Origin of the sequence: Pararhizobium sp. (genome assembly GCF_965279435.1) — a bacterium.
Taxonomy (GTDB): Bacteria; Pseudomonadota; Alphaproteobacteria; order Rhizobiales; family Rhizobiaceae; genus Pararhizobium.
In genome coordinates, this window is sequence record NZ_CBDIHY010000003.1 from 2985002 (window position 1) to 3008308 (window position 23307).

Sequence of the window (23307 nt, forward strand, 5' to 3'; positions counted from 1 at the left end):
TTGGTTCAAAGCTCAACGGCTTCAATCTTGCGATCGACGAAGCGCAGGGCGACTTCGCCGTTGATCAGCTTCAGGGCAGTATCGCCGAACAGTTCGCGACGCCAGCCTTTCAAGGCGCCGACATCGGCGTTTTGGCCTTCCGAGGCGATCCGCTCGAGATCTTCGCTGTTGGCGATGATCTTGGCGGCGACACCCTGTTTTTCGGCGATCAGCTTCAACAGGACCTTGAGCATTTCACCTGCGGCCTGGGCACCTTCCGGCGCCTGGTTCTGGCGCGGCAGCTTTGGCATGTCGGCCTTCGGCAATTCGAGTGCTGCGTTGACTGCCTCGAGGATTGCAGTGCCGGCTGCCGAACGTTCCCAGCCCTTCGAGATGGTGCGCAGACGCGACAGCGCTTCCACGTCCTTCGGCTGCTGCTGGGCGATCTCGTAGAGGCCATCGTCCTTGAGGATGCGGCCGCGCGGAACGTTGCGGTTGCGGGCCTCGCGCTCACGCCAGGCGGCGACCTTCTGCAGGACGGCGAGTTCGATCGGCTTCTTCAGCCGCATCTTCAGGCGCTGCCAGGCGTCGTCCGGATGGATGTCGTAGGTTTCCTTGGCCTCGAGAATGGCCATTTCCTCGGTCAGCCACAGCGAGCGGCCTTCGCGCTCAAGCTCGGCCTTCAGGTGCAGATAGACATCGCGCAGATGGGTGACGTCGGCCAGCGCATAGTCGAGCTGCTTTTCAGACAGCGGCCTGCGGCTCCAGTCGGTGAAGCGCGAGGACTTGTCGATATGGACGTTCTTGATCCGGCTGACCAGCTGGTCATAGGAGACGCTGTCGCCGAAGCCGCAGACCATGGCAGCGACCTGCGTGTCGAAGATCGGATGCGGGATCAGCTTGCCGAGATTGTAGATGATTTCGATGTCCTGGCGGGCCGCATGGAACACCTTGACGACATTCGTATTGGCCATCAGTTCGAAGAACGGCGCAAGGTCGATATCCTTGGCCATCGGATCAACGATGACGGCAATGTCCGGCCCGGCCATCTGGATCAGGCAGAGCTGCGGCCAAAAAGTCGTCTCGCGGAGAAATTCCGTATCGATCGTCAGGTATTCCCCGCTGGCCAGCGTTTCGCAGGCGGCGGCAAGTTCGGCGGTTGTCTCGATCATCAAACTTCAATCACTGTGGCGGAAATGCGGCCGTTAAAACTCACCCGATGTATCCCGTCACGCCCGGTGCCACAACGAAAAAAGCTCAAACGACGCGGAAATATCCGGACATTCCTGTCTTCTGGTGCTCGATGATATGGCAATGGAGCAACCAGTCCCCGAGGTTATCGGCGACAAGACCAAGTTCTGCCTGTTCGTCCGGCAGGAGCAGGATCGTATCGGTCGGTGGCGGCAGGATGGTGCGCTTGTTGGAACTGAGGATGCGGAAGCTCAGGCCGTGCAGATGGATGGGGTGCGCATGCGGGGTACGGTTCCTCACCTGAAGCACATAGCTTTTGCCCAGTTTCAGCTCTGAAACCGGCGCGCCCGGGTCCGGCGTATCCCCCTGCCACGGCACCTTGTTGATCGCCCAGAACGTATAGCCGATAGTGCCGCAGATGCTGGGAACCGGCGCATGTTCGGCTGTCGCGGTAAATTCGAGCGGGATGCGTTCGGCGGTCGACAGGTCGGCTTCGGCCATCGGATTGGCCGGCAACGGTTTCACATCGCGGATATCGCGTTTCAGCGAGGTGCCGGTGGCGCGCAGTGTTGCCACCGTAAACGGGTTTGAGCCACGCAGATTGCCGAGGTTGACCTCAGCACCTTCCTGGTCAGGCATGCGCACGACCAACTCGACGCGCTGGCCGGGGCCGACATCGAGAAGATCGAGCGGGGTGGGGGCATGGACCGGGTTGCCGTCGAGCGCGATGATGACAGTGGGGGCGCCTTCTGCGGCAAGCGAATAGATGCGTGTCACGTCGGTGGCGGCGATACGGATGCGCACGAGACCACCGGCTGGCGCGTCATAGCTCGGTGCCTGCTTCCAGTTGGTGGTGCGCACCGTGCCATAGGTGCCGCCGCGTGCGGCATCGCGCGGTTTGAACGGCGCAATGAAGGCGCCGCCAGTGCCGAGCCGCCAGTCGCGCAGGTTGAGCACGATCTCGGCATCAAATGTAGGATCATCAGGATTTTCGACGACAATGACGCCGGTCAGCCCGTGGCCCATCTGGGTCAGCGTGTTGCAATGCGGATGATACCAGAAGGTGCCGGCATCCGGCGGCGTGAAGGCATAATCGAAGCCATCGCCGGGATAGACATAAGGTTGGGTCATCTCCGGCACGCCATCCATGGCGTTGACGATGCGCAGGCCGTGCCAATGGACCGTCGTCGGCTCGTCCAGCGCATTCATCAGCCGGGCGGCGAACGGCTCCCCCTTTTTCATGCGGATCACCGGCGGCATGCCTGTAGCTGGCGCCTCGCTCGTGCCATAGGTCATGATTTTCGGGGTGATGCCGTGAGTGGCCAGTGCCGCTTCAGTAAACTGCGCGTTGAGCAGCAGCGGCGCCGGGGCCGCAATGCCATTTCGCGCCGCAAGCCCACCACCGATGGCGAAGGAGGCTGTGGCCGCAGCCGATCCCTTCAAAAGTGTACGGCGGCTGATGATCGGCATGGGCAGGATTCCGGACATTGAGATGCCCCCGTTTAAACTTGAAGGCGACATTCATCAATTGCCATTTGCGCGCATCTTGCCGCAGTCAGCCGCCCAAACGTTACTTCTTGTCCTCGGGCCGGGCCGCCAGCTTGTTGAAGAAGGAGGAGGTGCGCAAAAGATTGCGAAACCGCATCGAGCGCTCCCCGGCGGGCACGGCCCCGCGCGCCATCATCCGCTGCAGCGTATAGAGCATGAAGGCGGCAAGCACGGCAGCGGTATAAATGAACAGCGCTGGCGGCCCAAAAATATCCAGCATGAATGAGGCAAACAGCGGCCCGATAATGGCGCCGCACGACCAGAAGAACAGCATGCCGGCCGAAACCAGCGCATGCTGCCCCTCGGCGGCATGATCGTTGGCATGGGCAGAACACAGCGAATAGAGCGGCATGGCGAAGGCGCCGAAGATGAAGATACCGATGAAATTCAGCCATTCGTCGCTGCCAGCATAAAAGGCGAGGAAAAGCCCCGCAAGCAGAGAGCCGAAGGTGGCAAACAGGATGATCAGCCGCCGGTCCAGCCGGTCGGAATAAAGCCCGAGCGGATATTGCAGCACCACGCCGCCGATGATCCCGACGCTCATGAAGGTGGCAATGGCGGTGATCGACAGGCCGATGCCCTCGGCATAGATCGGCCCGAGCGAGCGGAACGTGGAATTGGTCAGCCCGACGACGATACAGCCGATCGTGGCCAGTGGCGAGATATTCCACAGCGCCTTGACGTCGAACTTGATTGCCTCCGGCAACCCGGGACTGGAGCGGTCGGCAAAGGAGATCGGCACCAGCGACAAGGTGAGCGCCATGGAGACGATGGCAAACAGCTGAAACCCCTCGATACCGACGGTGGGGATCAGATATTGCGCTGCCGTTACCGAACCGAGATCGACTAGGCGGTAGATCGACAGGGTGCGGGCGCGGTTGGAATTGTTGACCCGGGCATTCAGCCAGCTTTCGACGGTGGCAAACAGGCTGGCAAAACAGATGCCGGCTATCAGCCGCATCAGGAACCAGAACCACGGATCGATCAACAGCACCATGGCCAGCGAGGCAGCCGACGCAATCGCCGCCATCGCCGAAAACGTCCTTATATGGCCGATCGAGCGCAGGATGCGCGTCACATAGATACAGCCGATGGCAAAGCCGATATTATAGCCGGTGCCGACAAGGCCGATTAGCGAGGTCGAAAAGCCCTCCTGCAGGGCACGCAGCGAAATATAGGTCCCCTGCAGCCCGTTGCCGCCGATCAGGATGCCGGCGGTGATGAGGAGAGGGATAAGCGGGCGAAGCTGCGACATGAGGAAAGTATCCGGGCGGACGCGACTCCATGTCGGCGTGCCATGCCTCAGTCTTAGACGCAGCCATCCGGCAAAAACAGTCACGATAATTGATAGTCCCGTCAGCATCCGGCATGAATGAGCGGCTTCCGCAGTGCCGTAAACACGGTCCTATGGTTGTCTTTGATTGCCTGCGCGCACGTCGCGGCCTTGACAAATCGGCCCCACCATGCGCTTTTCCGCCCGATTTTGACGCTGCCGCAGCGCGCTTTGGCGTGGCCGCGCAGCCCCTTGGTTCCAGGATAATATCATGCATCGTTACCGCAGCCACACTTGTGCCGCTCTCCGCAAAGCCGATGTCGGCCAGACCGTCCGCATCTCCGGCTGGGTCCACCGCGTTCGCGACCATGGCGGCCTGCTGTTCATCGATCTTCGCGATCACTATGGCATGACGCAGATCGTCGTCGATCCCGACTCACCGGCCTTCAAGGCTGCCGAGACGGTGCGTGGCGAATGGGTCATTCGCATCGACGGCACCGTTAAGGCGCGCTCGGACGATACCGTCAACAAGCAGATGGCAACCGGCGAGATCGAGCTTTACGCCCAGGAGATCGAAGTGCTCTCCGCTTCCAAGGAACTGCCACTGCCGGTGTTCGGCGAGCCTGACTATCCGGAAGATATCCGCCTAAAATACCGCTTCCTCGATCTGCGACGCGAAACGCTGCACAAGAACATCGTCAAGCGCAGCCAGATCATTTCCGATATGCGCTCGCGCATGAACTCGGCCGGCTTTGCCGAATATTCGACACCGATCCTGACGGCCTCGTCGCCGGAAGGCGCGCGCGACTTCCTCGTGCCGAGCCGCATCCATCCTGGTACGTTCTTCGCCTTGCCGCAGGCGCCGCAGCAGTACAAGCAACTGCTGATGGTCGCCGGTTTCGACCGCTACTTCCAGATCGCCCCGTGCTTCCGCGACGAAGACCCGCGCGCCGACCGCCTGCCGGGCGAATTCTACCAGCTCGACCTGGAAATGAGCTTCGTTACCCAGGAAGACGTCTGGGACACGATGGCTCCAATCATGACCGGCGTGTTCGAGCAGTTTGCCGAGGGCAAGCCCGTCACCAAGGAATGGCCGCGTATTCCTTATGATCAGGCGATCCGCAAATACGGCTCCGACAAGCCGGACCTGCGCAACCCGATCGAGATGCAGGCCGTTACCGAACATTTCGCCGGTTCCGGCTTCAAGGTCTTTGCCGGCATGATCGAGCGCGACCCGAAGGTCGAGGTCTGGGCGATCCCGGCCAAGACTGGTGGTTCGCGTGCCTTCTGCGACCGCATGAATGCCTGGGCGCAGTCGACCGGCCAGCCGGGCCTCGGCTACATTTTCTGGCGCAAGGAAGAAGACGGCACGACTGCCGGCTCCGGTCCGCTGGCCAAGAACATCGGCGAGGAACGCACCGAAGCGCTGCGCACCCAGCTTGGTCTTGACGCAGGCGATGCTTGCTTCTTCGTCGCCGGCGATCCGGCCAAATTCTACAAGTTCGCAGGCGAAGCCCGCACCAAGGCCGGCGAAGACCTGAACCTCATCGACCGTGACCGGTTCGAACTGTGCTGGATCATCGATTTCCCGTTCTACGAATGGAGCGAGGAAGACAAGAAGGTCGATTTCGCCCACAACCCGTTCTCGATGCCGCAGGGTGGTCTAGAGGCGCTGCAGACGCAGGACCCGTTGACGATCAAGGCCTATCAGTATGACGCAGTGTGCAACGGCTTTGAGATTGCTTCGGGTTCGATCCGTAACCAGTCGCCGGAATTGATGGTCAAGGCGTTTGAACTGGTCGGCCTCAGCCAGACCGACGTTGAAGAGCGTTTTGGCGGCATGTACCGCGCCTTCCAGTACGGTGCGCCTCCGCATGGCGGCTGCGCCTTCGGTATCGACCGCGTCGTCATGCTGTTGCTCGGCGCCAAGAACCTGCGCGAGATCACGCTGTTCCCGATGAACCAGCAGGCACAGGACCTCCTGATGAACGCACCGGCCCCGGCCATGCCGAAGCAGTTGCTTGAGCTGTCGCTGCGGGTCATCCCGCCGCTGAAGAAAGACTAAAGGCAAGCCCTTTCAATACTGGATTTGATCAACCCGGCGATGCAAATCGCCGGGTTTTTCGTATCCGCAATTTGCCTGAAAAGAGCCCCCAAAGCGGCGATATTCCGCGCGTAATCGGCCTTAATGCACTCTTAACGATAGCGGGCCGGCACATATCCAGCCGGTTTCATCGTCTGGGGGTTTGGACATGACCGATGCACGTTCTGAAGGCAATTCCGGCGACGCACAGCAGGCTTTATTCTCCGGGACATCTGGAGGGGCAGGGACGGTGCGAACCGTGCTGTCGTCGCCGGGTGTCAAATTCATCATGATCGGCTTCATCTCGATGGCGCTTCTGATCCCGACGCTACTGGTCTGGGGGCTTGTCGAAGAGCGGGGCAAACGCGCCGAGGAGGTCTCTGCACGCATCGCCAACGGATGGGGCGGGCCGCAGGTCCTCAACGGCCCCTATGTGGCTGTTCCCTTTGAGGTCAACCGCAACCAAACCGTCGATGGCCGCATCGTCTGGCAGACCGTCACGGAATGGGCGCTGCTGATGCCCGAGACGCTGGCCGTGGATTCAAAACTGGCGACGGAAGAACGCAAGCTGTCGATTTATACGCTGCCCGTCTACAATGCCAAGATCGCCATAGCCGGACGGTTCGCCCCGGGCATGATTGACGATTTCAAACAGAGAGAGGGCAAGCCGGACCTCGATAGGGCGATACTCGTGATGAGCATCGCCGATATCACCGGCATCCGCTCCGACGCCGGCGTACGCATCGATGGCGGACCGCTTTTGCCGTTCGATCCCGGCATGAAGTCCATTTCATCCGTCACGGCGGGGTCGCTGGAATCCTATCGTCCACCCGTCAGGCTCGGGTCCGGGGTCAATCGGCCTGTAGGACGTTCGCTTGTCGAAAATGGCTTCAGGTTTGCGGTCGATCTCTCGCTCAATGGTTCCGGCAGCTTCGCCATTGCACCGGCGGGGCAGACGACGCGGTTTTCCGCTGAGGCGAACTGGCCGCATCCGGGCTTCGAAGGTCTGTTTTTGCCGGAGGAGAAATCGATTGACGCCAAGGGATTTACTGCCAAATGGACGATCCCTTATCTCGCCCGCGGCGTCGATCGCGTCGTCTCCGGTTCGGTGCTGCCGCTGTCGAACAGCCTGATGACGGTCAACATGGTGGAGCCGGTGAAGTTCTACCAGGTCGTCGCCCGGACGCTGAAATATTCGATCGGCTTTTTCTCGGTGGTGTTTCTCGCGGTCTTCATCATCGAGCTGAAAAGCGCCCGCAAGGTCCATTGGATCCAGTATGTGCTCACCGGACTTGCGCTGGTGGTCTTCTACATCCTGCTTCTGGCGCTCGCTGAGCACACTGGCTTCGAAATCGCCTACGTGATGGCGTCGCTTGCCACGGCTGGATTGATTTCCGCCTATGTCGGCTCCGTCACAGGCAGCATGCGCCGAGGTGCCGTGCTCGCCTTCGTGCTGGTTGCTTCCTATACCGTGATGTACCTGATCCTGCGGGAGGACGAATATGCGCTGTTGGCCGGAGCCCTGATCTCCTTCGTCACCATTGCCACGACGATGTTTTCGACCCGCAAGGTCGATTGGTCCGGCACAGCCAAGGCCGCATGAAGACCCGAACAATCGGAATATAAAAGAAATGCCCCGGCTGTTTTTAAAACAGCCGGGGCTTTCGTATGGTTAGATATCCGCTGTTGCCGGATCAGTCGTTCGCGGTGACCTTGACGCCAAGCACGCCCGGTACCGTGTTCGGAGCGCCCATGGCGGCGCCGATGATCATCGGGAACGGAACCGGGTTAGCCGGTTCGGCCGAGATCGTCAGGCTCTTCGGTGCATCAAGATAGGTGTTGACGGCGCTTGAGACCTGGTTCTGCAGTTCCGGCACGTTCAGCTGTGCCATCATCAACGGGACCATGCCCTTCAGCGACTGCGCCAGCTGATCGCCCGTGGTGCCCTGCTGCGAGCCGATATAGTCGAGAACGCGCTTGGTGATCGTTGCGTCGTCGAAGCGGATCGAGGCGCTGTTGAACGTCAGCTGCTGGATCAGGCCCATCATCGACAGGCCCATGGCCTGATTGGCTTCTTCCTTGTTCGGGTTGGTTTCCACTGCCTTCATGGCTTCCTGCACGGACTTCATGAAGTCCAGCGTGTAGCCGGAAAGGTCGAAGGCGACCGCAAGGCGGCCGACATTGGCGAAGTCGAAGGCATATTCTTCCAGGGAGACATTGCCAGTGGCCACTTCCCAGCTGCCCTTCATCGTCATCTCGCCGGCAAGGTTTGTCAGGCCGAGCTTTTCGATCGCATCCTTCGACTTGGCGTCCTCGACGCCGGAGAGATCAGCCTTGATGCCCGAGAAGGTCATATCAAAATCGAAACCGGCGTCGCTTTCCTGCTTCGTCAGGTTGGCTTCCGATTCGTCCATCGAAAACACCTGCTTGCCCTTGTCGGTGACGGTCACCGGGCCAGACGCGGCAGTTTCATAAAGGACGATATCGTTGATCGTGCCGCCTGCCGGGTTGCCGGGGATGCTCAGGCCGCCGATCGAGATGTCCTTGGCGGTAATCGCGGTTTCGTCTTGCTTGACGTCGACATCCGGCAGTGTGACGGTTTCGGCATAGTAGCCGCCGCCGTCGGTTTCCTCGACGCCCTCAAGCGTTACGTCGCCGATTTTGAAGTCTTTGCCGGGGGCAGCCGTTGATTTGACGCTGACGCCGGTGAGCGTCACGGTCGTGCCGTCGACAGCGACCTTCTCATAGGCAACGGTTGCGCCGTTGAGGGCATAGGCGGCGTTCAGCTTGGTGACGAGATCCGCGCCGTCGAGCGCGAAAGCCGGACCGGAAAGGCCAATAAAAGCGGCGCTCGCCAGCATCAGACGAAGGTTGCGGGTAGGCATCATGGAGTGGTTCCTCGTTGTAAAGCTCTAATTTCGAAGGCATTTCTAATACGGATTAAGGCGGAAATATATTCGAATTGATCTGGCAGGCGATGTTTCGCGCGGCTATTCAATTTTAAGATGAAAATTGTCCATAGGACCGCCGTTTCCCGTAACGAGAGGCCCTTGCTTAGGGGGGGTAAGCCCCAAACGGGCCCTCAAATTTTCAAATGCCCCCAAAATTTGGCGTGGTTGAGGAATCGTTTTGAAAGCCTTTGTCGATGATTGCGGCAGCTGTCACTGTGCCTGAGGTCGGATGAAGGGTTCCGACAATGTGCACTGACGTTGTTCATCGGCGGCGCCACGCGGGGTTCTCCACAGCGCAATGCCCTGCAATCCTTGCCGTTCAGGGTTTGTTGCGGTAGCAAGAAATCATGGGACAGAGCCTTTTGCCGCCGTCGGGCGGAGACGATCACATTGTGCCGGTTGACCTCAAGGCGGCGCTGGAAGAGCGATACCTTGCCTATGCGCTGTCGACCATCATGCACCGGGCTTTGCCTGACGTGCGCGACGGCCTGAAGCCGGTCCATCGCCGCATCATCCACGCCATGAGCGAAATGGGGCTGCGCTCCAATTCGTCGTTCAAGAAATGCGCCCGTATCGTCGGTGACGTCATCGGTAAGTTCCACCCGCATGGCGACCAGTCGGTCTATGATGCGCTGGTGCGGCTGGCGCAGGATTTCTCGCAGCGTTACCCGATCGTCGACGGCCAGGGCAACTTTGGCAATATCGACGGCGATAGTGCGGCCGCCTACCGCTACACCGAAGCCCGCATGACCGATGTGGCGAGCCTTCTGCTTGAGGGCATCGACCAGGACGCGGTGGATTTTCGCCCGACCTATAACGAGGAAGATCAGGAACCGGTCGTCATGCCTGGCGCCTTCCCGAATCTTCTGGCAAACGGCGCCTCCGGCATTGCCGTCGGCATGGCGACGTCGATCCCGCCGCACAATGCCCACGAACTCTGCGATGCGGCACTGCACCTGATCAAGAATCCGGGTGCGACCGTAGAAGACCTGATGCTCGATCCGAACAATCCGGAGCGCGGTGGCATCGAAGGTCCTGACCTTCCGACCGGCGGCATCATCATCGATAGCCGCGAGAGCATCATCGAGGCCTACAAGACCGGCCGTGGCGGCTTTCGCGTCCGCGCCAAGTGGGAAGTCGAAGATACCGGCCGTGGCGGCTACCAGATCATCGTCACCGAAATTCCGTTCCAGGTGCAGAAATCCCGGCTGATCGAAAAGATCGCCGAGCTTCTGCTTGCCCGCAAGCTGCCACTGCTCGAAGACGTGCGCGATGAGTCGGCCGAGGATGTCCGGCTTGTGCTGGTGCCGAAGAGCCGCTCGGTCGACCCGACCATTTTGATGGAATCGCTGTTCAAGCTGTCGGAACTGGAAAACCGTATTCCGCTCAACATGAACGTGCTCTCCATGGGCCGCGTTCCCAAGGTGATGGCGCTGAACGAGGTCCTGCTGGAATGGCTCGACCATCGCCGCGACGTGCTGCAGCGCCGCTCGCGCTTCCGGCTGGCCGCCATCGACCGCCGCCTGGAAATTCTGGGCGGTTATCTTATTGCCTATCTCAATCTCGACGAGGTGATCCGCATCATCCGCGAGGAGGATGAGCCCAAGCCTGCCTTGATGGAGCGTTTCACGCTCACCGACCTGCAAGCCGAATCGATCCTCAACATGCGGCTGCGCTCTTTGCGCAAGCTGGAAGAGTTCGAAATCCGCACCGAATTCGAAGGTCTTTCGAAGGAGAAGGCGGAAATCGAGACACTGCTCGCGTCCGACGAAAAGCAGTGGCAGACCGTTGCCTGGGAAATTGGCGAGGTGAAGAAGAAATTCGCCAAGGCCACCGAGATCGGCCGCCGCCGCACGTTGTTCTCCAATGCACCGGAAGCCGATCTGGAAGCGATCCAGCAGGCGATGATCGAGAAGGAACCGATCACGGTCGTCATCTCTGAAAAAGGCTGGATCCGCGCGCTGAAGGGCCACATCTCTGATGTCTCGACGCTTCAGTTCAAGGAGGGCGACGGCCTCAAACTGTCGTTCCCGGCCTCGACCACCGATCGCATCCTCGTCGTGACTACCGGCGGCAAGGCCTATACGCTGGGTGGCGACAAGCTGCCGGGCGGACGCGGCCATGGTGAGCCGCTGCGCATCATCGTCGACATGGAAAACGACCAGGATGTGCTGACCGCCTTCGTCCACGATCCCGCCCGAAAACTGCTGATCTCGTCGGCTGCCGGCAACGGTTTTGTGGTGCTGGAAGGCGACATGGCTGCCAATACCCGCAAGGGCAAGCAGATCATGAATGTTGCCATGCCGGACGAAGCCAAGCTGATCATCCCGGTCAAGGGCGACCACGTCGCCATCGTTGGCGAAAACCGCAAGATGCTGGTCTTCCCATTGGTGCAGATCCCGGAAATGGGCCGTGGCAAGGGCGTCCGCATGCAACGCTACAAGGATGGCGGTGTCTCCGACATGCGCTGCTTTGCCATCGCCGACGGCCTCAACTGGGCCGATAGCGCCGGCCGCAGCTTTACCAAGAGCAAGGACGAATTGCTCGAATGGATGGGCGACCGCGCAACAGCGGGCAGGGCCGTGCCGAAGGGCTTCCCGAGGACCGGCAAGTTTACGGGGTGATCGCGCTATGAGGCAGCAAGTTTGCTGAGCGCCACTTTGTACTTGTCCATCCCTTGGCAGGCAACTTCCATTTGGTCTTCGATGTCGGTCCCGGCTGGATGAAAATTTAGCCTGTCGTCCGTAACGGAGAAAGCAATTTTGTTGTCCGCTTTCAAACCACGTCGCGCCAGTATTTTCTTTGGAATGACGACGCCTTCCGCATTCCCAAGTTTCCGCACTTTGACTTTCATGTCGAAGCTCCGATGTCGATACATGAAGTATGGCACTTGCCCCGGTTGCCAACAACCGGCGATAACGCGCGGCTTTGATCATCATGCCCAAGATGGCAGTGACTGATGAATGGTTATTCGGTGATTTCCTGATCTCGTTTGAAATCCCAGATGTCGGGATTCTGAGCTTCGAGACTATTCTCAAACCAGTTCCAACCGTGGATGCCGATCAACGAAACCTCTTTTGCTGTGATCGGAACGAGCAATGCAAAAATGACCGGTGGGCTGACATTTGAAAATTCCGCAAGGCCGTCATCAAACGGCGTAGGATTTGTTGCATAGACAGCGCTGACCGTCGCGCCGTCTACCAGCGGACATCGGAAATCTATAACCTCGCCGCGCAAGGCTGCCCGCCCTCGTTCTTTTAGTCGTTCCGCACAACAATGCAGAAAGCTGGCAATCTCGTTGTTTGGCAAAGACGCATGGACTGAGAGAAGCAGCTCCTGCCTGACTGTCCTCCCGTTTCTAAGATCGAGTTCGTCTTCGCTCAAGCCGAGGGTTGCGTAGGTCGATATGCCGTTTTCGGGCTGATCGTCAAAACGCAGAACTTTTGTGAATTTCCCAGTCACATCATCGGACCATCCCTCGGAAATTGTTCCAAGAAATCTTTCCATATGTTCGTGTACTGAGTTGAATGTCACTTTCTTGCCTTACCCCGTAAACGGAAACTCGTTTGACGCATCTACGGCCGATTTTTTCCGCATCTGCCAGACCGAATGCCCGACCAGCGCTAGGATCAGCACCGCGCCGCCGACCAGCGTCTGCGAGGTCGGGACTTCCATGAAGACGATCCAGATCCATAGGGGCGCGAGGATGGTTTCGAGCAGGTAGAACATGCCGACTTCCGGAGCCGACAGGTAACGCGGGCCGGTGGCAAGGCAGAAGAAGGCGAGTGGGATCATGATCAGGCCGTCGAAGATGATCCAGCCGGGATTGGCGATCGCAAGGCCCTCGGCGGGCGACAGCAGGTAGCCGATGATGGCGGGGAAGATCGCGGTTGCCAATGGCACCAACCCCATGTCCTTGCCGCTGGCGCGGCTGACGGTGATGGCGGAGGCGAGCATCAAGGCGGAACAGACCGCCATCGCATCGCCGAAGAAATTGCCGCTTTTCAAACCGTCATGGACGATCAGTCCGACGCCCAGGACCATGACGGCCATGGTCACCAGCGTGGCGTTGGAGGGGCGTTCCTTGAGGAAGACCCAGGACAGGATGGCAGCGAACATCGACGTGAAGGCAACGATGAAGACGACATTGGCGGTCGCCGTATTGAAGACGGACAGGAGGAAGGTGAAGGAGCCGAGGCCGTAGAACAGGCCGGCGAGCAGCCCGGCCTTGCCAGGGACCAGCGCGATCTTCCGGCCGAGGAACTTGTTCAGCACGACCCAGGCGATCAGCGCGACGGCAAATGTGCAGAGGCTGCGGACTGCCAGCAGCGACCAGACCTCGCCATCGGCGGAGCGGATCAGTGGAATGTCGAAGGAGAGGGCAAGGCCGCCAAGTCCGGTGATGAGAAGTCCGCGGCGGTGGTGGGCGGCATCGATGGCTTCACTCAAGATTTCGTCCTGTCAGGTGGGAGCACTTTATCCTGTATAGCGCTCCCAGCCCTGGGCCATAAGGTGCTCTTGCGGCAGAAACTTTGTTTTATAGTCCATTTTGCGCGATCCCTTGACCCAATAGCCAAGATAAACGTGCGGCAGCCCACGTTCCTTCACTTTGCGGATGTGATCGAGAATCATGAAGGTGCCGAGCGAGCGGTCAGCCACGTCAGGGTCGAAATAGGAATAGACCATCGATAGGCCATCGCCCATCTTGTCAGTGAGTGCTGCCGAGATCAGCGGTCCCTGCGCCAGGCCGATGCCATCGCCTTCAACCTTCAGCCGGTATTCGATGATCTTGGTGTTGACGTGGGTATCCTCGACCATCATCGCATAATCCAGCACGGACATGTCGGACATGCCACCTTTCTGGTGGCGATGGTCGAGATAGCGGCGAAACAGGCTGTATTGCTCGCTGGACGGTTCTGCCGGGTATTCTGTCGAGACCACATCGCTGTTCAGCGCCAGGATGCGCCGCATCGAGCGGGTGGGTGAAAATTCACCGGCGACGATGCGCACGGAAACGCAGGCCCGGCAGCTTTCGCAGGCCGGCCTGTAGGCGATATTTTGTGACCGGCGGAAACCGCCCTGGGTGAGGAGATCGTTAAGTTCTGGTGCCCGCTCGCCCACCATGTGGGTAAACACCTTCCGCTCCATTTCCTGCGGCAAATACGGGCAGGTTGCCGGCGCGGTCAGATAGAATTGCGGGGACGGTGTAGTTTGCGTGTTCATGTGGTGCGGAGATCGCTCTTCTTGGCCGCTTCGAAAACATTAGCATGGCGCAAGATTATAAAAGGTCAATCGCGACTTTTTGAACTGTCGCGTTGTGATGCAGTAAACCTTTGGTTTGTCGGCGGTAGGCCATATGACGGCGACGGGATAACATCGGCATCCCGTCGTTAGCCAAGCCAATCAATAGGCGTCGCGGCGCACCGTCACGGTACCGATGAGCAGGTCATGCAGCAACCGGCCACGATCGGTGAACAGGCCAACCAGCAGGACGAGCGGGGTCAAGACCGTATTGGCGATCCAGAAGATCACCAGATGGACGATTGCCGTGAGAAAATCCATCGGCCGTCCATCGGTGCGGGCGATCGCCAGCCCCATCATGCTCATGCCCGGCGAAGCCTGTTTCGGGCCGCCGACCGTGATGCCGAAATACAGCATCGCCAGGCCGGCAAACAGCACGGGATAAAGGAAGAAACCGAGGCCGAACGTCAGGATACCGAGAAAGAACACCACGACAGCGGCGGGGATCCACAAAAGAGCGACGATCGCATAGTCGATCACGAACGCCATGACGCGCCGGCTGAGCACGCCCTGATAGGCCCGCCAGTCATTGCTCGGAATTCTAAGGTTTTCGTCCTGCACGCTCATGTCTGTGTCTCCAGTTCACTTCCTGATATGGGGAGCGACGGTAAAAATGCAAATCCATCCGGCAGGCAAATTCGTGATGGTTGATGGTGTGCGGCATAAGCCATGCCCGTCAGGGTGGCAAGTCATGGGCAGGCCATTTCTGACAGGTTTTCAGCCTGCGTTCATCTGAATATGCTAACGGTGGCGCAGCACTGCAAATCTGGGAGGCTCGTCTTCCTAAAAGACACTGGTTCCCAACCGGTTTGTTGAATAGCAGCCAAGCATTCGCAGTCACCGGTCCCTTGCCATGCCCCTCAGCCTCTATGCAGATACCAACACTGGCCGGTTCGGCGGTCTGAAAGGCCGTCTCTGGTTTATGGCGCTTTTGGCTGTCGTCTGCACGTTGCTGCTGGCAACGTCGACGATATCGGCCTCCATCGAGGCTTTCCGCAAGGCGCATGCCGGTGCGGAGAACATGGGTCAGTTCACCGCCATCTTCGACGCGGCAAACCTTATTTCCGCAGAAAGAGGACCCGCCAACAGCCTGATGACCGCATCGGACGCTGGCCGGGCTGAAGCGCGGTTGAAATGGCACAATTTCGTCGGCAGTACCGATGCGGCGCTGGCTGAACTTGAGCGGCGAGACATACCGGATGCCATGATCGATGACGTCCGCGCGCGGCTTGCCGCCGCCCGTGGCCTGATCACAGCCATTGGCCAACAGCAGGGGCAGGTCCGCCGCTATGAAGAGATTCATGCGGCCATTGACACCATGTTTGCTGCAAGGGATGCTTACCGCAGGATCGTCGAATGGCAGAGCGGAGAAATCCTCAGACGGGATCCGGATCTCGCCACCATCGTCGTGCAGGGCATCGCGCTGAGCGACCTGCGTGAATATGCCGGGCGTTTGGGCTCCTATCTGATTGCACCCATGGTGGCCGGAACGGCCATAACGCCACAGGATGTCGCGGCCAGCAGCAGCGCACGCGGCAGGCTGCTTGAAGTCTGGGATTTGGTCGGCCCGCGCTCGGCTTTACCGGTATCCGATACGATCCGGCTGAAGCGTCAGGAGGTGGAAGACACTTTCATGCAGCAGGGCCTTGCGCTGATTGATGAGCAGATGGCGATCGGCAGCAGGAGCGGCCGCTTCTCCCTTGACGGAGGGAACCTCACCAAGCGCTACGTGGCGCTGATGCAGCCATTGGGCGACTTGAGAAACATCTACCTGAGCGAGATCGTCAGCCAGTTTGAAACCCGGGAACAGGACGCGCTGTGGGCGCTTTACAGCAACGGACTGACCACGGCCGTGCTGCTGATGCTGGTTCTCGGCCTCGTCGCCGCCGTTCAGATCTATATCCTGCGGCCTTTGCTGAGGGGCGCACAGGCTGTTGTCGCGCTGGCCGATGAGCGTCCCGCCGATCTCGTTTCCGCGCCGGGCGAGGTCAGGGAAATCAGAAGACTGTACGGTGCCATCGGCATTCTTTCGCAGCGGCTTGGCGAGCGTGCGCTGCTGACACGCCAACTCGAAATCCTTGCCGCAACCGATGGACTGACAGGCCTTCTCAACCGGCGTGCGATCGAGGACCACGCGGCAGCCTTGGCGGAAGACGCGGCGAAATACCTGATCCTCTTGGATATCGATCATTTCAAATCGATCAACGACCGCTACGGCCATCCCTTTGGTGACACGGTTCTGCGCATCATTACCGATTTGATGCGCCATTCCACCGGCGCATCGGGGTACGTGGCCCGTTTCGGTGGTGAAGAGTTTGCGATTTTACGGGAAAGCGGCTCGCTGGCTGAAGCCGCTTGCATGGCACGCAAGCTCCGGAAGGCGATCGAGAATTGCGCGTTGACGGCTCCTGACGGCGAGAGACTGACCGTGACGGCAAGCTTTGGTGTCGCGGGCGGGGGGGCGCTGACGTGGAATGATATTCTCGTCCACGCCGACGACGCCCTCTATCGGGCCAAGGATGCCGGCCGCAACCGCGTTAGAGTTTTTCGCGCGCCCGTTTAAAGAGCGCGCGGCTTTTGTGATCTGCGCAGGCGAATCAGACGGGACAGGCGTCAGCGCCTGGCCAGGATCCGGGCCACGTCAACAGCGAAATAGCTGAGAATGCCGTCGCAGCCGGCGCGCTTGAAGGCAAGCAGGGTTTCGAGCATGACGCGCTCGCCGTCGATCCAGCCATTGGCAGCGGCCGCCTTGATCTGCGAATATTCGCCCGACACCTGGTAGGCAAAGACCGGCAGGCCAAAGCTTTCCTTCATCCGCCAGCAGATATCGAGATAGGGCAGGCCGGGCTTGACCATCAGCATGTCGGCGCCTTCCTCGACGTCGAGAGCGGCGTCACGCATCGCCTCGGTGCCGTTGGCAGGGTCGATATAGTAGGTCTTCTTGTCGCCCTTGAGCAGGCCGCTGGTGCCGATCGCTTCACGATAAGGGCCGTAGAAGGCCGAGGCGAACTTGGTGGCATAGGCCATGATGCCGACATTCTGGTGGCCGGCTGCATCCAGCGCCCGGCGGATGGCGCCGACGCGGCCATCCATCATGTCGGATGGGGCGATGATATCGGCACCGGCGTCGGCCTGCAGGACCGCAGCCCTGGCGATCTGCGTCACCGTCTCGTCGTTGACGATTTCACCGCCGCGCAGGATGCCGTCATGGCCGTGGCTGGTGAAGGGATCGAGCGCCACATCGGTGATGACGCCGATATTCGGCACGGCCTTCTTGATGGCCCGAGTCGTCTCGTTGATCAGGTTGTTGGCGGCAAGGCTGTTGGAGCCGGTGTCGTCGCGCAGCGACATATCGACATTCGGGAAGGTGGCAAGCGCCGGGATGCCGAGATCGGCGGCCAATTTTGCCGCTTCCACGGCCTTGTCGATGCTCATTCGGTTGACGCCGGGCATCGCGTCGATCGGCTCGATGATGTTCGTGCCGGGAACAATGAAGATCGGCCAGATCAGATCATCGACCGTCAGCCGGTTTTCCTGCACCATCCGTCGGCTCCAGTCGGCCTTGCGGTTGCGGCGCATGCGGCGATGGCCGGTAATGAGGTCAACGGCATGTGTCTTGTCGGTCATGGCGATCGTCTTTCGTCAGCTTGGTCTCATCTGCTGGCGGTTTATCACGGGCCATCGTCAAAGGAAAATGCCCGAGGTGCGGCGTTTCACCATCCCTTTGCCCGCGCCTCGAGGGGGAGAACTTCGCGATGTCAGTCGTCTGCAACCACGCGCTGACCGCATCACGCTGAGTAGCGTTGCCGCCGGTTCGTGACCGGAAATTCGGGTTGCCAGCGCATGGCTCCCCGTCACGAAACCGTGATCGTCAAGGAACCATTTGGCTCCTGTCCGGTTTTGGCCTCGTCTTATGGAGAGCCGAACAGAATGTCACCGGTGAGCGGTGAATGGCCTCCAAACCAAAGGAGAAGACCATGAACACGATTGTCAAACTGGCCCTGGCGGCTACTCTTTCCGCAACGTCGCTCGGTGGTTACGCCTATGCACAGACGACAAGCTCGACCACGTCGATGATGGCGGACGACATGATCACCATCGTCAATGTCGGCGATGAGAGCAACGCCAGCACCGACACATCGTCGATCCCCGCGACCTATCGCAATCCATCGCCGGAATCCATCACCAAGGCGCAAACCGAAATCCAGAACGATCCGGCCCTGATGGCAACGCTTGAAGCGAAAAACGTCCAGCTCGAAAATGTCATCGGCATTCAGACGGCCGCCAATGGCGGCAAGATCGTCTATACGAAGTAAGGCTTGAAGTTCAAAAGGGGCTCCAGACGTGGGGCCCTTTTTGCTTTTGAAGGGACGTAGCCGGTGGGTCGGACTGGGAAAAGGACATATATGCGGAGAAGTGTCCTGCAGCAAATCCTGACAAAGCCCCGCCCGAAAGCAGAAGACAAGAGTTCAAGTTCTGGCTTACCAGACAGAATTGCTGAGCAGTGCGGCATACAAATAGTGCCCGCTCAAAATTTCTTTTGTAAATTCTCGCAATCTTTTTTCCCGCGACCATCTGGTGAAAATCAGCCCGTTGGAGAGCACCAGCGCGTTCAGTTGCGGCCGAACGGCGTGGAACCGGCATAAGATACCGGCAAGCCTCTTGCGACGGATAAGGATTGCGGTGGCCGCTGGCTCCGGGCCTTTTCCTGTACGTCGCAATCCCCATATCCTTGGATAGACAACCGGGCTAACCTGGTTCGGAGGGGCAGGGGGGAATCATGAGCGAAGCATTGCGCGACACACAACGCAAACTGACGACGATCTTCTGCGCCGACGTCCAGGACTACACGCGCCTGATGGGGCAGGACGAGGAGGGCACGCTGGCAATGCTGAAGCATTACCGCGATGCGATGTCCCGGCTGATCGAGGCGCATGGCGGGCGGGTCATCAATACCTGGGGCGATGGCGTGATCGCCGAGTTTCCGAGTGTCGTCGAATGCGTGCGCGCCGCGATGGATGTTCAAAACGAGCTAGCCGACCAGAATGCCGCACGGCCGGCCGACGGGCGCATGTTGTTTCGCATTGGCATCAATCTCGGCGATGTGATCGTTGATGGCGATGATATCTATGGTGACGGTGTCAATATTGCCGCGCGCCTGCAGGCATCGGCCACTGGCGGCGGCATCGTCATCTCCAATACGGTCTACGATCAGGTCCGCAACAAGGTGGCAGTCAACTTTGATTTCCTCGGGCCGCTGGCAGTCAAGAATATCGCCGACGCCGTGCCCAGTTACGCCGTGCGGATTGGCGAGGGTCCTGTAGAGGCCTTGCCGCCTGCTGATGCAGCGCCCAGCATCAATGCAAAGCCGGACGTGGAAGCTCGCCGGCCGGCACAGATTAGCTCCGCTGCACCGATGGAGAAACTGTGGGCGCTAATTCGCCCAATGTTTTGGCTTGCGGCGCTGGCGGCTGCGGTCCTGCTTGCCATCAATATTATGTCGTGGCAGGGCGTCTTCTGGTCGGCCTGGCCGGTTCTAGGGCTGGCAGTGTGTTCGGCCCTGGTCTGGGTGGCCATTCAAAGCCGTTACGACCGGATCCTTCTCGGCCTTGGCGTCATCGGCCTGGGAATTGCCGGAATCAATGTTTTGACATGGCACGGGATTTTCTGGTCCGGCTGGCCGCTTCTTGGCATCGGCGTCGTTGCTGCTCTCTACAAGATCATCCGGCGGTAATCAGCAGCCGTAGGGCCGGTATTGCCATGGCGGCTTCTGCTGCGCCTGATAACGGGGTGGCAGCTTCGGGCCTCAGCGATACAGCCATCGTGCTGCCGGACCGGGAAAAGAACCGTCTGGCAAAGCGGCCGCCGGCGACCTATCTTCGCCGCCATGGCCCGTGATTCTGTAAAAATCCCCAAACTGTCGATGACCGAGACGCTGTTCGGATTGTTCCTGCGGCTGGTGGCGGTGTCGTGTTTCTGGTTCGGCCTCAACTACTGGGCAATGCTGATCGGCTTCTCGTTCGGCGGTGGCGGGCGGTTCGATCTGCTGCCGGTGCCGTGGCGCGTGGCAGCCACGGCCCTTGCCGTCGTCTACCCCGTCGCAGCGCTCGGATTGTGGCTGCTGGTGTCCTGGGGACCGGTCATCTGGGTGGCGGCAGCGGGGGCGGAAATCGTCATGTTTGCGGTATATCCGCAGATCTTCGGGCAGAAGCCGCTGCTCGTCAGTCTGCATGCCGCAGTGGCTGTCACCTTCGTGCTTTTCCGGGCCGCGATCTTCTATCAGCGGGTACGCCAGGCGCGGGCTGCAAGAATTGATTTACCCTGATACAAGGGCTGTGGATAGTAAGGCGCTGTTAAGGCTGGTGTTTAAGTAGAATTTTATACGTATTCGATAGTGTCTACCTCAAGGCGGGAAGAGAAACATACACCGCCAAACAAAACAGTGAGGCAGTCATCATGAACACCAAAATGAAACCGCAGGCCGTTGCCGTCAAAGATCCCCACGAAGATGCGATCCGTTCGCTCTACATGGAATCCCTCCACCTGGTTGAGCGTCTTCACCGTCGCCTGCTCGACGTCGTCAAGGACGAATTCGACCGGTCGGGCCGCTCCGATGTCAACGCCGTCCAGGCACTTCTCCTCTTCAACATCGGCAATTCGGAACTGACGGCCGGTGAACTGCGCTCGCGTGGTTACTATCTCGGCTCCAACGTATCCTACAATGTTAAAAAGCTGGTTGATCTCGGCTTCATCAATCACCAGCGTTCGCGCGTCGACCGCCGCTCGGTCCGCATCAGCCTGACTGACGAGGGCCAGGAGATCGCGGAAACGGTTGCCAAGCTCTATGAGCGCCATATCGGCTCGATCCAGAAGGTCGGCGGCATCGGTACCGACGAATTCGGCCAGATGAACAAGCTCCTGCAGCGCCTCGACCGCTTCTGGAACGACACGATGCTCTACAAGCTCTGATCAGCACTGCAAACTGACTGCTGTTTCTCCTCTCCTGCGGCTTAAGGGCCGCAGGATAAGAAGCGGACATAGGACGCCCAGCACCACCGTTTTTGGGCCTGATTGATGCGTTACCGACTGGAGCGATGCTCGTCGGGGCGCTGAAGATTGGTGACCTTCTGGCATCTGATCAATCCGCCGCGCGTTTACGCGCCATTTCCCTGTTTTATAATAATGAACGCCTAGTGCGGTCTCTTCACCGATTCCTGAGCGCCTGGTGAAACACGGCGGCGGTGTCTCCGGAATACCGCACCGGTTCAAGGCGGGCGCTGTGACGTCTGAGGTCGCGGGTGGCGACACGAATCGGCCATATTACTGTGACAGCGACGAGGCATGAGAATGTGGTTTTTGCGTTGCTTCTGTTGCCAATCGGTGACTGGCCGCTAAATGCATTCATGATCTCACAAATGTGAACGGCGGGCAGGGAGCTGCAAGTATAGTTTACGTTTGTTAACCGTGTTCGTGATAGCTCTGCGTTTTGCGTAGCAGCATTGGATGGTAGGAAACATGTCGAAGAAACCCGGAATTGATGCACTGTCGCGTCGTGGCTTTCTGGCCTCGGCGGCGGCTTTCGGCGCTGCAACATTCGCCGGTGGCGCTTTTGCGCAGGATGCGCTTGACGATATCATCAATGCACCGCGCCGCGGCGCCTGGGACGACCAGTTCGACGCCAAGGCTTCGCGCAGCGCCACGGCAGTCGTCTCCAACACGCCGATCTTCGGCATCAATACGCTGACCAATACCCAGAACGCCGTTGGCCAGTACCAGCAGATCGTTTCGGCCGGCGGCTGGCCGCAGGTCAATTCGTCGGTTCGCCTTGAAATGGGCGTTGTCGATCCCTCCGTACAGGCCCTGCGCCAGCGTCTCATCATCTCGGGCGACCTGCCGCAATCCGCCGGCATTTCCAATTCCTTCGACAGTAACGTCGATGGTGCCGTCAAGCGCTTCCAGGCGCGTCACGGCCTGCCGGCAGACGGCGTGCTCGGCGAATATTCCGTCAAGGCGATGAACATCGCCGCCGATGTGCGCCTCGGTCAGTTGAACACCAATATCGTCCGCCTGCAGTCGATGTCGGGTGATCTCGGCGAGCGTTACGTGCTGGTCAATATTCCGGCAGCCTATATCGAGGCCGTTGAAAATGGCCGCGTTGCGACCCGCCATACGGCCGTTGTCGGCCGCATCAGCCGCCAGACCCACATCATCAACTCAAAGATCTACGAGGTCATCCTTAACCCCTATTGGACATCGCCACGCTCGATCGTCGAAAAGGACATCGTTCCGTTGATGCGCAAGGATCCGGAATATCTGACGAAGAATTCGATCCGCCTGATCGACGGCAAGGGCAATGAAGTCTCCCCGGAGACGATCGACTGGAATGCCGAAAAGGCGCCGAATCTGACCTTCCGCCAGGATCCGGGCAAAACCAATGCCATGGCTTCGACGAAGATCAACTTCCACAACCCGAACAATGAATACATGCACGACACGCCGCAGCAGGGCCTGTTCAACAAGCTCGCCCGCTTCGAGAGTTCCGGCTGCGTTCGTGTTCAGAACGTCCGCGATCTGACGACCTGGTTGCTGCGCGACACCCCCGGCTGGTCGCGTCAGCAGATCGAGGCAACGATCCGCGCCGGCCAGAATTCCCCGATCAAGCTGGCGGTCGAAGTCCCGGTCTATTTTAAGTACATCACTGCTTGGGCAGCCACCGACGGCATCGTGCAGTTCCGCGACGACATTTACGAGATGGACGGCGAGCAGGAACTGGCGCTGCAGACCACCACCGGCATCGAACAGGCCGCCGGTTCCGTCGAGCGCGACAACCTGCCGCAATAAGCCGATCTGCATTTATTGAGCCGAGGCCGCGTCCCTTTGAAAGGACGCGGCCTTTTGCGTTTCGGGGCACTGTCGCATTCCCGGCGCTGCAGATGTGGGAAATGGCGCAAATCGCACAGCCCGTATTGCCCTTGCCATGC

General features: G+C 59.5%; 20 protein-coding genes. 10 read left to right on the plus strand and 10 right to left on the minus strand.

What is annotated here, in order from left to right:
- Nucleotides 1-5: 5 nt before the first annotated feature.
- The 3 genes from rnd to ACQY8Q_RS20130 form a co-directional block, all read right to left on the minus strand.
- Nucleotides 6-1151, minus strand: a complete 1146-nt coding sequence (rnd, locus tag ACQY8Q_RS20120; protein WP_428428185.1) for a ribonuclease D — start codon at nucleotides 1149-1151, stop codon at nucleotides 6-8.
- An 85-nt stretch (nucleotides 1152-1236) separates the two neighbouring features.
- Nucleotides 1237-2640, minus strand: a complete 1404-nt coding sequence (locus ACQY8Q_RS20125; RefSeq protein WP_428428186.1) for a multicopper oxidase domain-containing protein — start codon at nucleotides 2638-2640, stop codon at nucleotides 1237-1239.
- 100 nt (nucleotides 2641-2740) lie between these two features.
- A complete protein-coding gene (locus ACQY8Q_RS20130; RefSeq protein WP_428428187.1) occupies nucleotides 2741-3973 on the minus strand; it encodes an MFS transporter in 1233 nt (410 codons plus the stop codon).
- A gap of 289 nt (nucleotides 3974-4262) precedes the next feature.
- Here ACQY8Q_RS20130 and aspS point away from each other — a divergent pair, with 289 nt between their 5' ends.
- Complete coding sequence (aspS, locus tag ACQY8Q_RS20135) at nucleotides 4263-6056, plus strand: aspartate--tRNA ligase (protein ID WP_428428188.1); 1794 nt, start codon at nucleotides 4263-4265, stop codon at nucleotides 6054-6056.
- A 187-nt stretch (nucleotides 6057-6243) separates the two neighbouring features.
- Entirely contained in the window at nucleotides 6244-7677 is a 1434-nt protein-coding gene (creD, locus tag ACQY8Q_RS20140) for a cell envelope integrity protein CreD (RefSeq protein WP_428428189.1), read from the plus strand.
- Between the two features lie 91 nt (nucleotides 7678-7768).
- Here the strand turns inward: creD and ACQY8Q_RS20145 are convergent, their stop codons facing one another.
- Entirely contained in the window at nucleotides 7769-8962 is a 1194-nt protein-coding gene (locus tag ACQY8Q_RS20145; protein WP_428428190.1) for a hypothetical protein, read from the minus strand.
- Between the two features lie 410 nt (nucleotides 8963-9372).
- Between ACQY8Q_RS20145 and parC the strand changes: the two genes are divergently transcribed.
- Nucleotides 9373-11649 (plus strand): DNA topoisomerase IV subunit A, encoded by a 2277-nt coding sequence (parC, locus tag ACQY8Q_RS20150; RefSeq protein ID WP_428428191.1) that lies wholly within the window; start codon nucleotides 9373-9375, stop codon nucleotides 11647-11649.
- A 5-nt stretch (nucleotides 11650-11654) separates the two neighbouring features.
- Here the strand turns inward: parC and ACQY8Q_RS20155 are convergent, their stop codons facing one another.
- The 5 genes from ACQY8Q_RS20155 to ACQY8Q_RS20175 form a co-directional block, all read right to left on the minus strand.
- Entirely contained in the window at nucleotides 11655-11879 is a 225-nt protein-coding gene (locus ACQY8Q_RS20155; RefSeq protein ID WP_428428192.1) for an AbrB/MazE/SpoVT family DNA-binding domain-containing protein, read from the minus strand.
- Nucleotides 11880-11992: 113 nt separating this feature from the next.
- Entirely contained in the window at nucleotides 11993-12532 is a 540-nt protein-coding gene (locus tag ACQY8Q_RS20160; RefSeq protein WP_428428193.1) for a suppressor of fused domain protein, read from the minus strand.
- Nucleotides 12533-12568: 36 nt separating this feature from the next.
- Nucleotides 12569-13474 (minus strand): DMT family transporter, encoded by a 906-nt coding sequence (locus ACQY8Q_RS20165; protein WP_428428194.1) that lies wholly within the window; start codon nucleotides 13472-13474, stop codon nucleotides 12569-12571.
- 27 nt (nucleotides 13475-13501) lie between these two features.
- Nucleotides 13502-14248, minus strand: coding sequence for an arginyltransferase (locus ACQY8Q_RS20170; protein WP_428428195.1), 747 nt, complete (start codon nucleotides 14246-14248; stop codon nucleotides 13502-13504).
- Nucleotides 14249-14428: 180 nt separating this feature from the next.
- Nucleotides 14429-14893: an RDD family protein gene (locus ACQY8Q_RS20175; protein WP_428428196.1), complete on the minus strand. Its 465-nt coding sequence runs from the start codon at nucleotides 14891-14893 to the stop codon at nucleotides 14429-14431.
- Nucleotides 14894-15179: 286 nt separating this feature from the next.
- On the opposite strand from ACQY8Q_RS20175, the gene ACQY8Q_RS20180 reads away from it, so the two are divergent.
- Nucleotides 15180-16889: a diguanylate cyclase gene (locus tag ACQY8Q_RS20180; RefSeq protein WP_428428197.1), complete on the plus strand. Its 1710-nt coding sequence runs from the start codon at nucleotides 15180-15182 to the stop codon at nucleotides 16887-16889.
- A 50-nt stretch (nucleotides 16890-16939) separates the two neighbouring features.
- Here the strand turns inward: ACQY8Q_RS20180 and hemB are convergent, their stop codons facing one another.
- On the minus strand, nucleotides 16940-17953 hold the full coding sequence (gene hemB, locus ACQY8Q_RS20185) for a porphobilinogen synthase (protein ID WP_428428198.1): 1014 nt from the start codon (nucleotides 17951-17953) through the stop codon (nucleotides 16940-16942).
- A gap of 350 nt (nucleotides 17954-18303) precedes the next feature.
- Between hemB and ACQY8Q_RS20190 the strand changes: the two genes are divergently transcribed.
- The 6 genes from ACQY8Q_RS20190 (at nucleotide 18304) to ACQY8Q_RS20215 (ending at nucleotide 23167) form a co-directional block, all read left to right on the plus strand.
- Nucleotides 18304-18642 (plus strand): hypothetical protein, encoded by a 339-nt coding sequence (locus tag ACQY8Q_RS20190; RefSeq protein WP_428428199.1) that lies wholly within the window; start codon nucleotides 18304-18306, stop codon nucleotides 18640-18642.
- A 464-nt stretch (nucleotides 18643-19106) separates the two neighbouring features.
- Nucleotides 19107-20060 carry an adenylate/guanylate cyclase domain-containing protein gene (locus ACQY8Q_RS20195; RefSeq protein WP_428428200.1) on the plus strand — a complete coding sequence of 318 codons (954 nt, stop codon included), beginning with the start codon at nucleotides 19107-19109 and terminating at the stop codon, nucleotides 20058-20060.
- 26 nt (nucleotides 20061-20086) lie between these two features.
- Nucleotides 20087-20224: a hypothetical protein gene (locus ACQY8Q_RS20200; RefSeq protein WP_428428201.1), complete on the plus strand. Its 138-nt coding sequence runs from the start codon at nucleotides 20087-20089 to the stop codon at nucleotides 20222-20224.
- Nucleotides 20214-20651: a DUF6163 family protein gene (locus ACQY8Q_RS20205; RefSeq protein WP_428428202.1), complete on the plus strand. Its 438-nt coding sequence runs from the start codon at nucleotides 20214-20216 to the stop codon at nucleotides 20649-20651. The genes ACQY8Q_RS20200 and ACQY8Q_RS20205 overlap by 11 nt, the downstream gene beginning before the upstream one ends.
- 131 nt (nucleotides 20652-20782) lie before the next feature.
- A complete protein-coding gene (gene ldtR, locus ACQY8Q_RS20210) occupies nucleotides 20783-21295 on the plus strand; it encodes a transcriptional regulator LdtR (protein WP_113245260.1) in 513 nt (170 codons plus the stop codon).
- A 546-nt stretch (nucleotides 21296-21841) separates the two neighbouring features.
- A complete protein-coding gene (locus ACQY8Q_RS20215) occupies nucleotides 21842-23167 on the plus strand; it encodes a L,D-transpeptidase family protein (protein WP_428428203.1) in 1326 nt (441 codons plus the stop codon).
- Nucleotides 23168-23307 lie beyond the last annotated feature (140 nt).

What these genes read in the sequence shown, in the direction of transcription:
- hemB (WP_428428198.1), bottom strand. Translation starts at nt 17,953, where the DNA reads ATGACCGACAAGACACATGCCGTTGACCTCATTACCGGCCATCGCCGC.
- ACQY8Q_RS20175 (WP_428428196.1), bottom strand. Translation starts at nt 14,893, where the DNA reads ATGAGCGTGCAGGACGAAAACCTTAGAATTCCGAGCAATGACTGGCGG.
- ACQY8Q_RS20215 (WP_428428203.1), top strand. Translation starts at nt 21,842, where the DNA reads ATGTCGAAGAAACCCGGAATTGATGCACTGTCGCGTCGTGGCTTTCTG.
- ACQY8Q_RS20130 (WP_428428187.1), bottom strand. Translation starts at nt 3,973, where the DNA reads ATGTCGCAGCTTCGCCCGCTTATCCCTCTCCTCATCACCGCCGGCATC.
- ACQY8Q_RS20155 (WP_428428192.1), bottom strand. Translation starts at nt 11,879, where the DNA reads ATGAAAGTCAAAGTGCGGAAACTTGGGAATGCGGAAGGCGTCGTCATT.
- rnd (WP_428428185.1), bottom strand. Translation starts at nt 1,151, where the DNA reads ATGATCGAGACAACCGCCGAACTTGCCGCCGCCTGCGAAACGCTGGCC.
- aspS (WP_428428188.1), top strand. Translation starts at nt 4,263, where the DNA reads ATGCATCGTTACCGCAGCCACACTTGTGCCGCTCTCCGCAAAGCCGAT.
- ldtR (WP_113245260.1), top strand. Translation starts at nt 20,783, where the DNA reads ATGAACACCAAAATGAAACCGCAGGCCGTTGCCGTCAAAGATCCCCAC.
- ACQY8Q_RS20160 (WP_428428193.1), bottom strand. Translation starts at nt 12,532, where the DNA reads ATGGAAAGATTTCTTGGAACAATTTCCGAGGGATGGTCCGATGATGTG.
- ACQY8Q_RS20170 (WP_428428195.1), bottom strand. Translation starts at nt 14,248, where the DNA reads ATGAACACGCAAACTACACCGTCCCCGCAATTCTATCTGACCGCGCCG.
- ACQY8Q_RS20125 (WP_428428186.1), bottom strand. Translation starts at nt 2,640, where the DNA reads ATGCCGATCATCAGCCGCCGTACACTTTTGAAGGGATCGGCTGCGGCC.
- ACQY8Q_RS20145 (WP_428428190.1), bottom strand. Translation starts at nt 8,962, where the DNA reads ATGATGCCTACCCGCAACCTTCGTCTGATGCTGGCGAGCGCCGCTTTT.
- ACQY8Q_RS20200 (WP_428428201.1), top strand. Translation starts at nt 20,087, where the DNA reads ATGGCGGCTTCTGCTGCGCCTGATAACGGGGTGGCAGCTTCGGGCCTC.
- parC (WP_428428191.1), top strand. Translation starts at nt 9,373, where the DNA reads ATGGGACAGAGCCTTTTGCCGCCGTCGGGCGGAGACGATCACATTGTG.
- ACQY8Q_RS20205 (WP_428428202.1), top strand. Translation starts at nt 20,214, where the DNA reads ATGGCCCGTGATTCTGTAAAAATCCCCAAACTGTCGATGACCGAGACG.
- ACQY8Q_RS20195 (WP_428428200.1), top strand. Translation starts at nt 19,107, where the DNA reads ATGAGCGAAGCATTGCGCGACACACAACGCAAACTGACGACGATCTTC.
- creD (WP_428428189.1), top strand. Translation starts at nt 6,244, where the DNA reads ATGACCGATGCACGTTCTGAAGGCAATTCCGGCGACGCACAGCAGGCT.
- ACQY8Q_RS20190 (WP_428428199.1), top strand. Translation starts at nt 18,304, where the DNA reads ATGAACACGATTGTCAAACTGGCCCTGGCGGCTACTCTTTCCGCAACG.
- ACQY8Q_RS20180 (WP_428428197.1), top strand. Translation starts at nt 15,180, where the DNA reads ATGCCCCTCAGCCTCTATGCAGATACCAACACTGGCCGGTTCGGCGGT.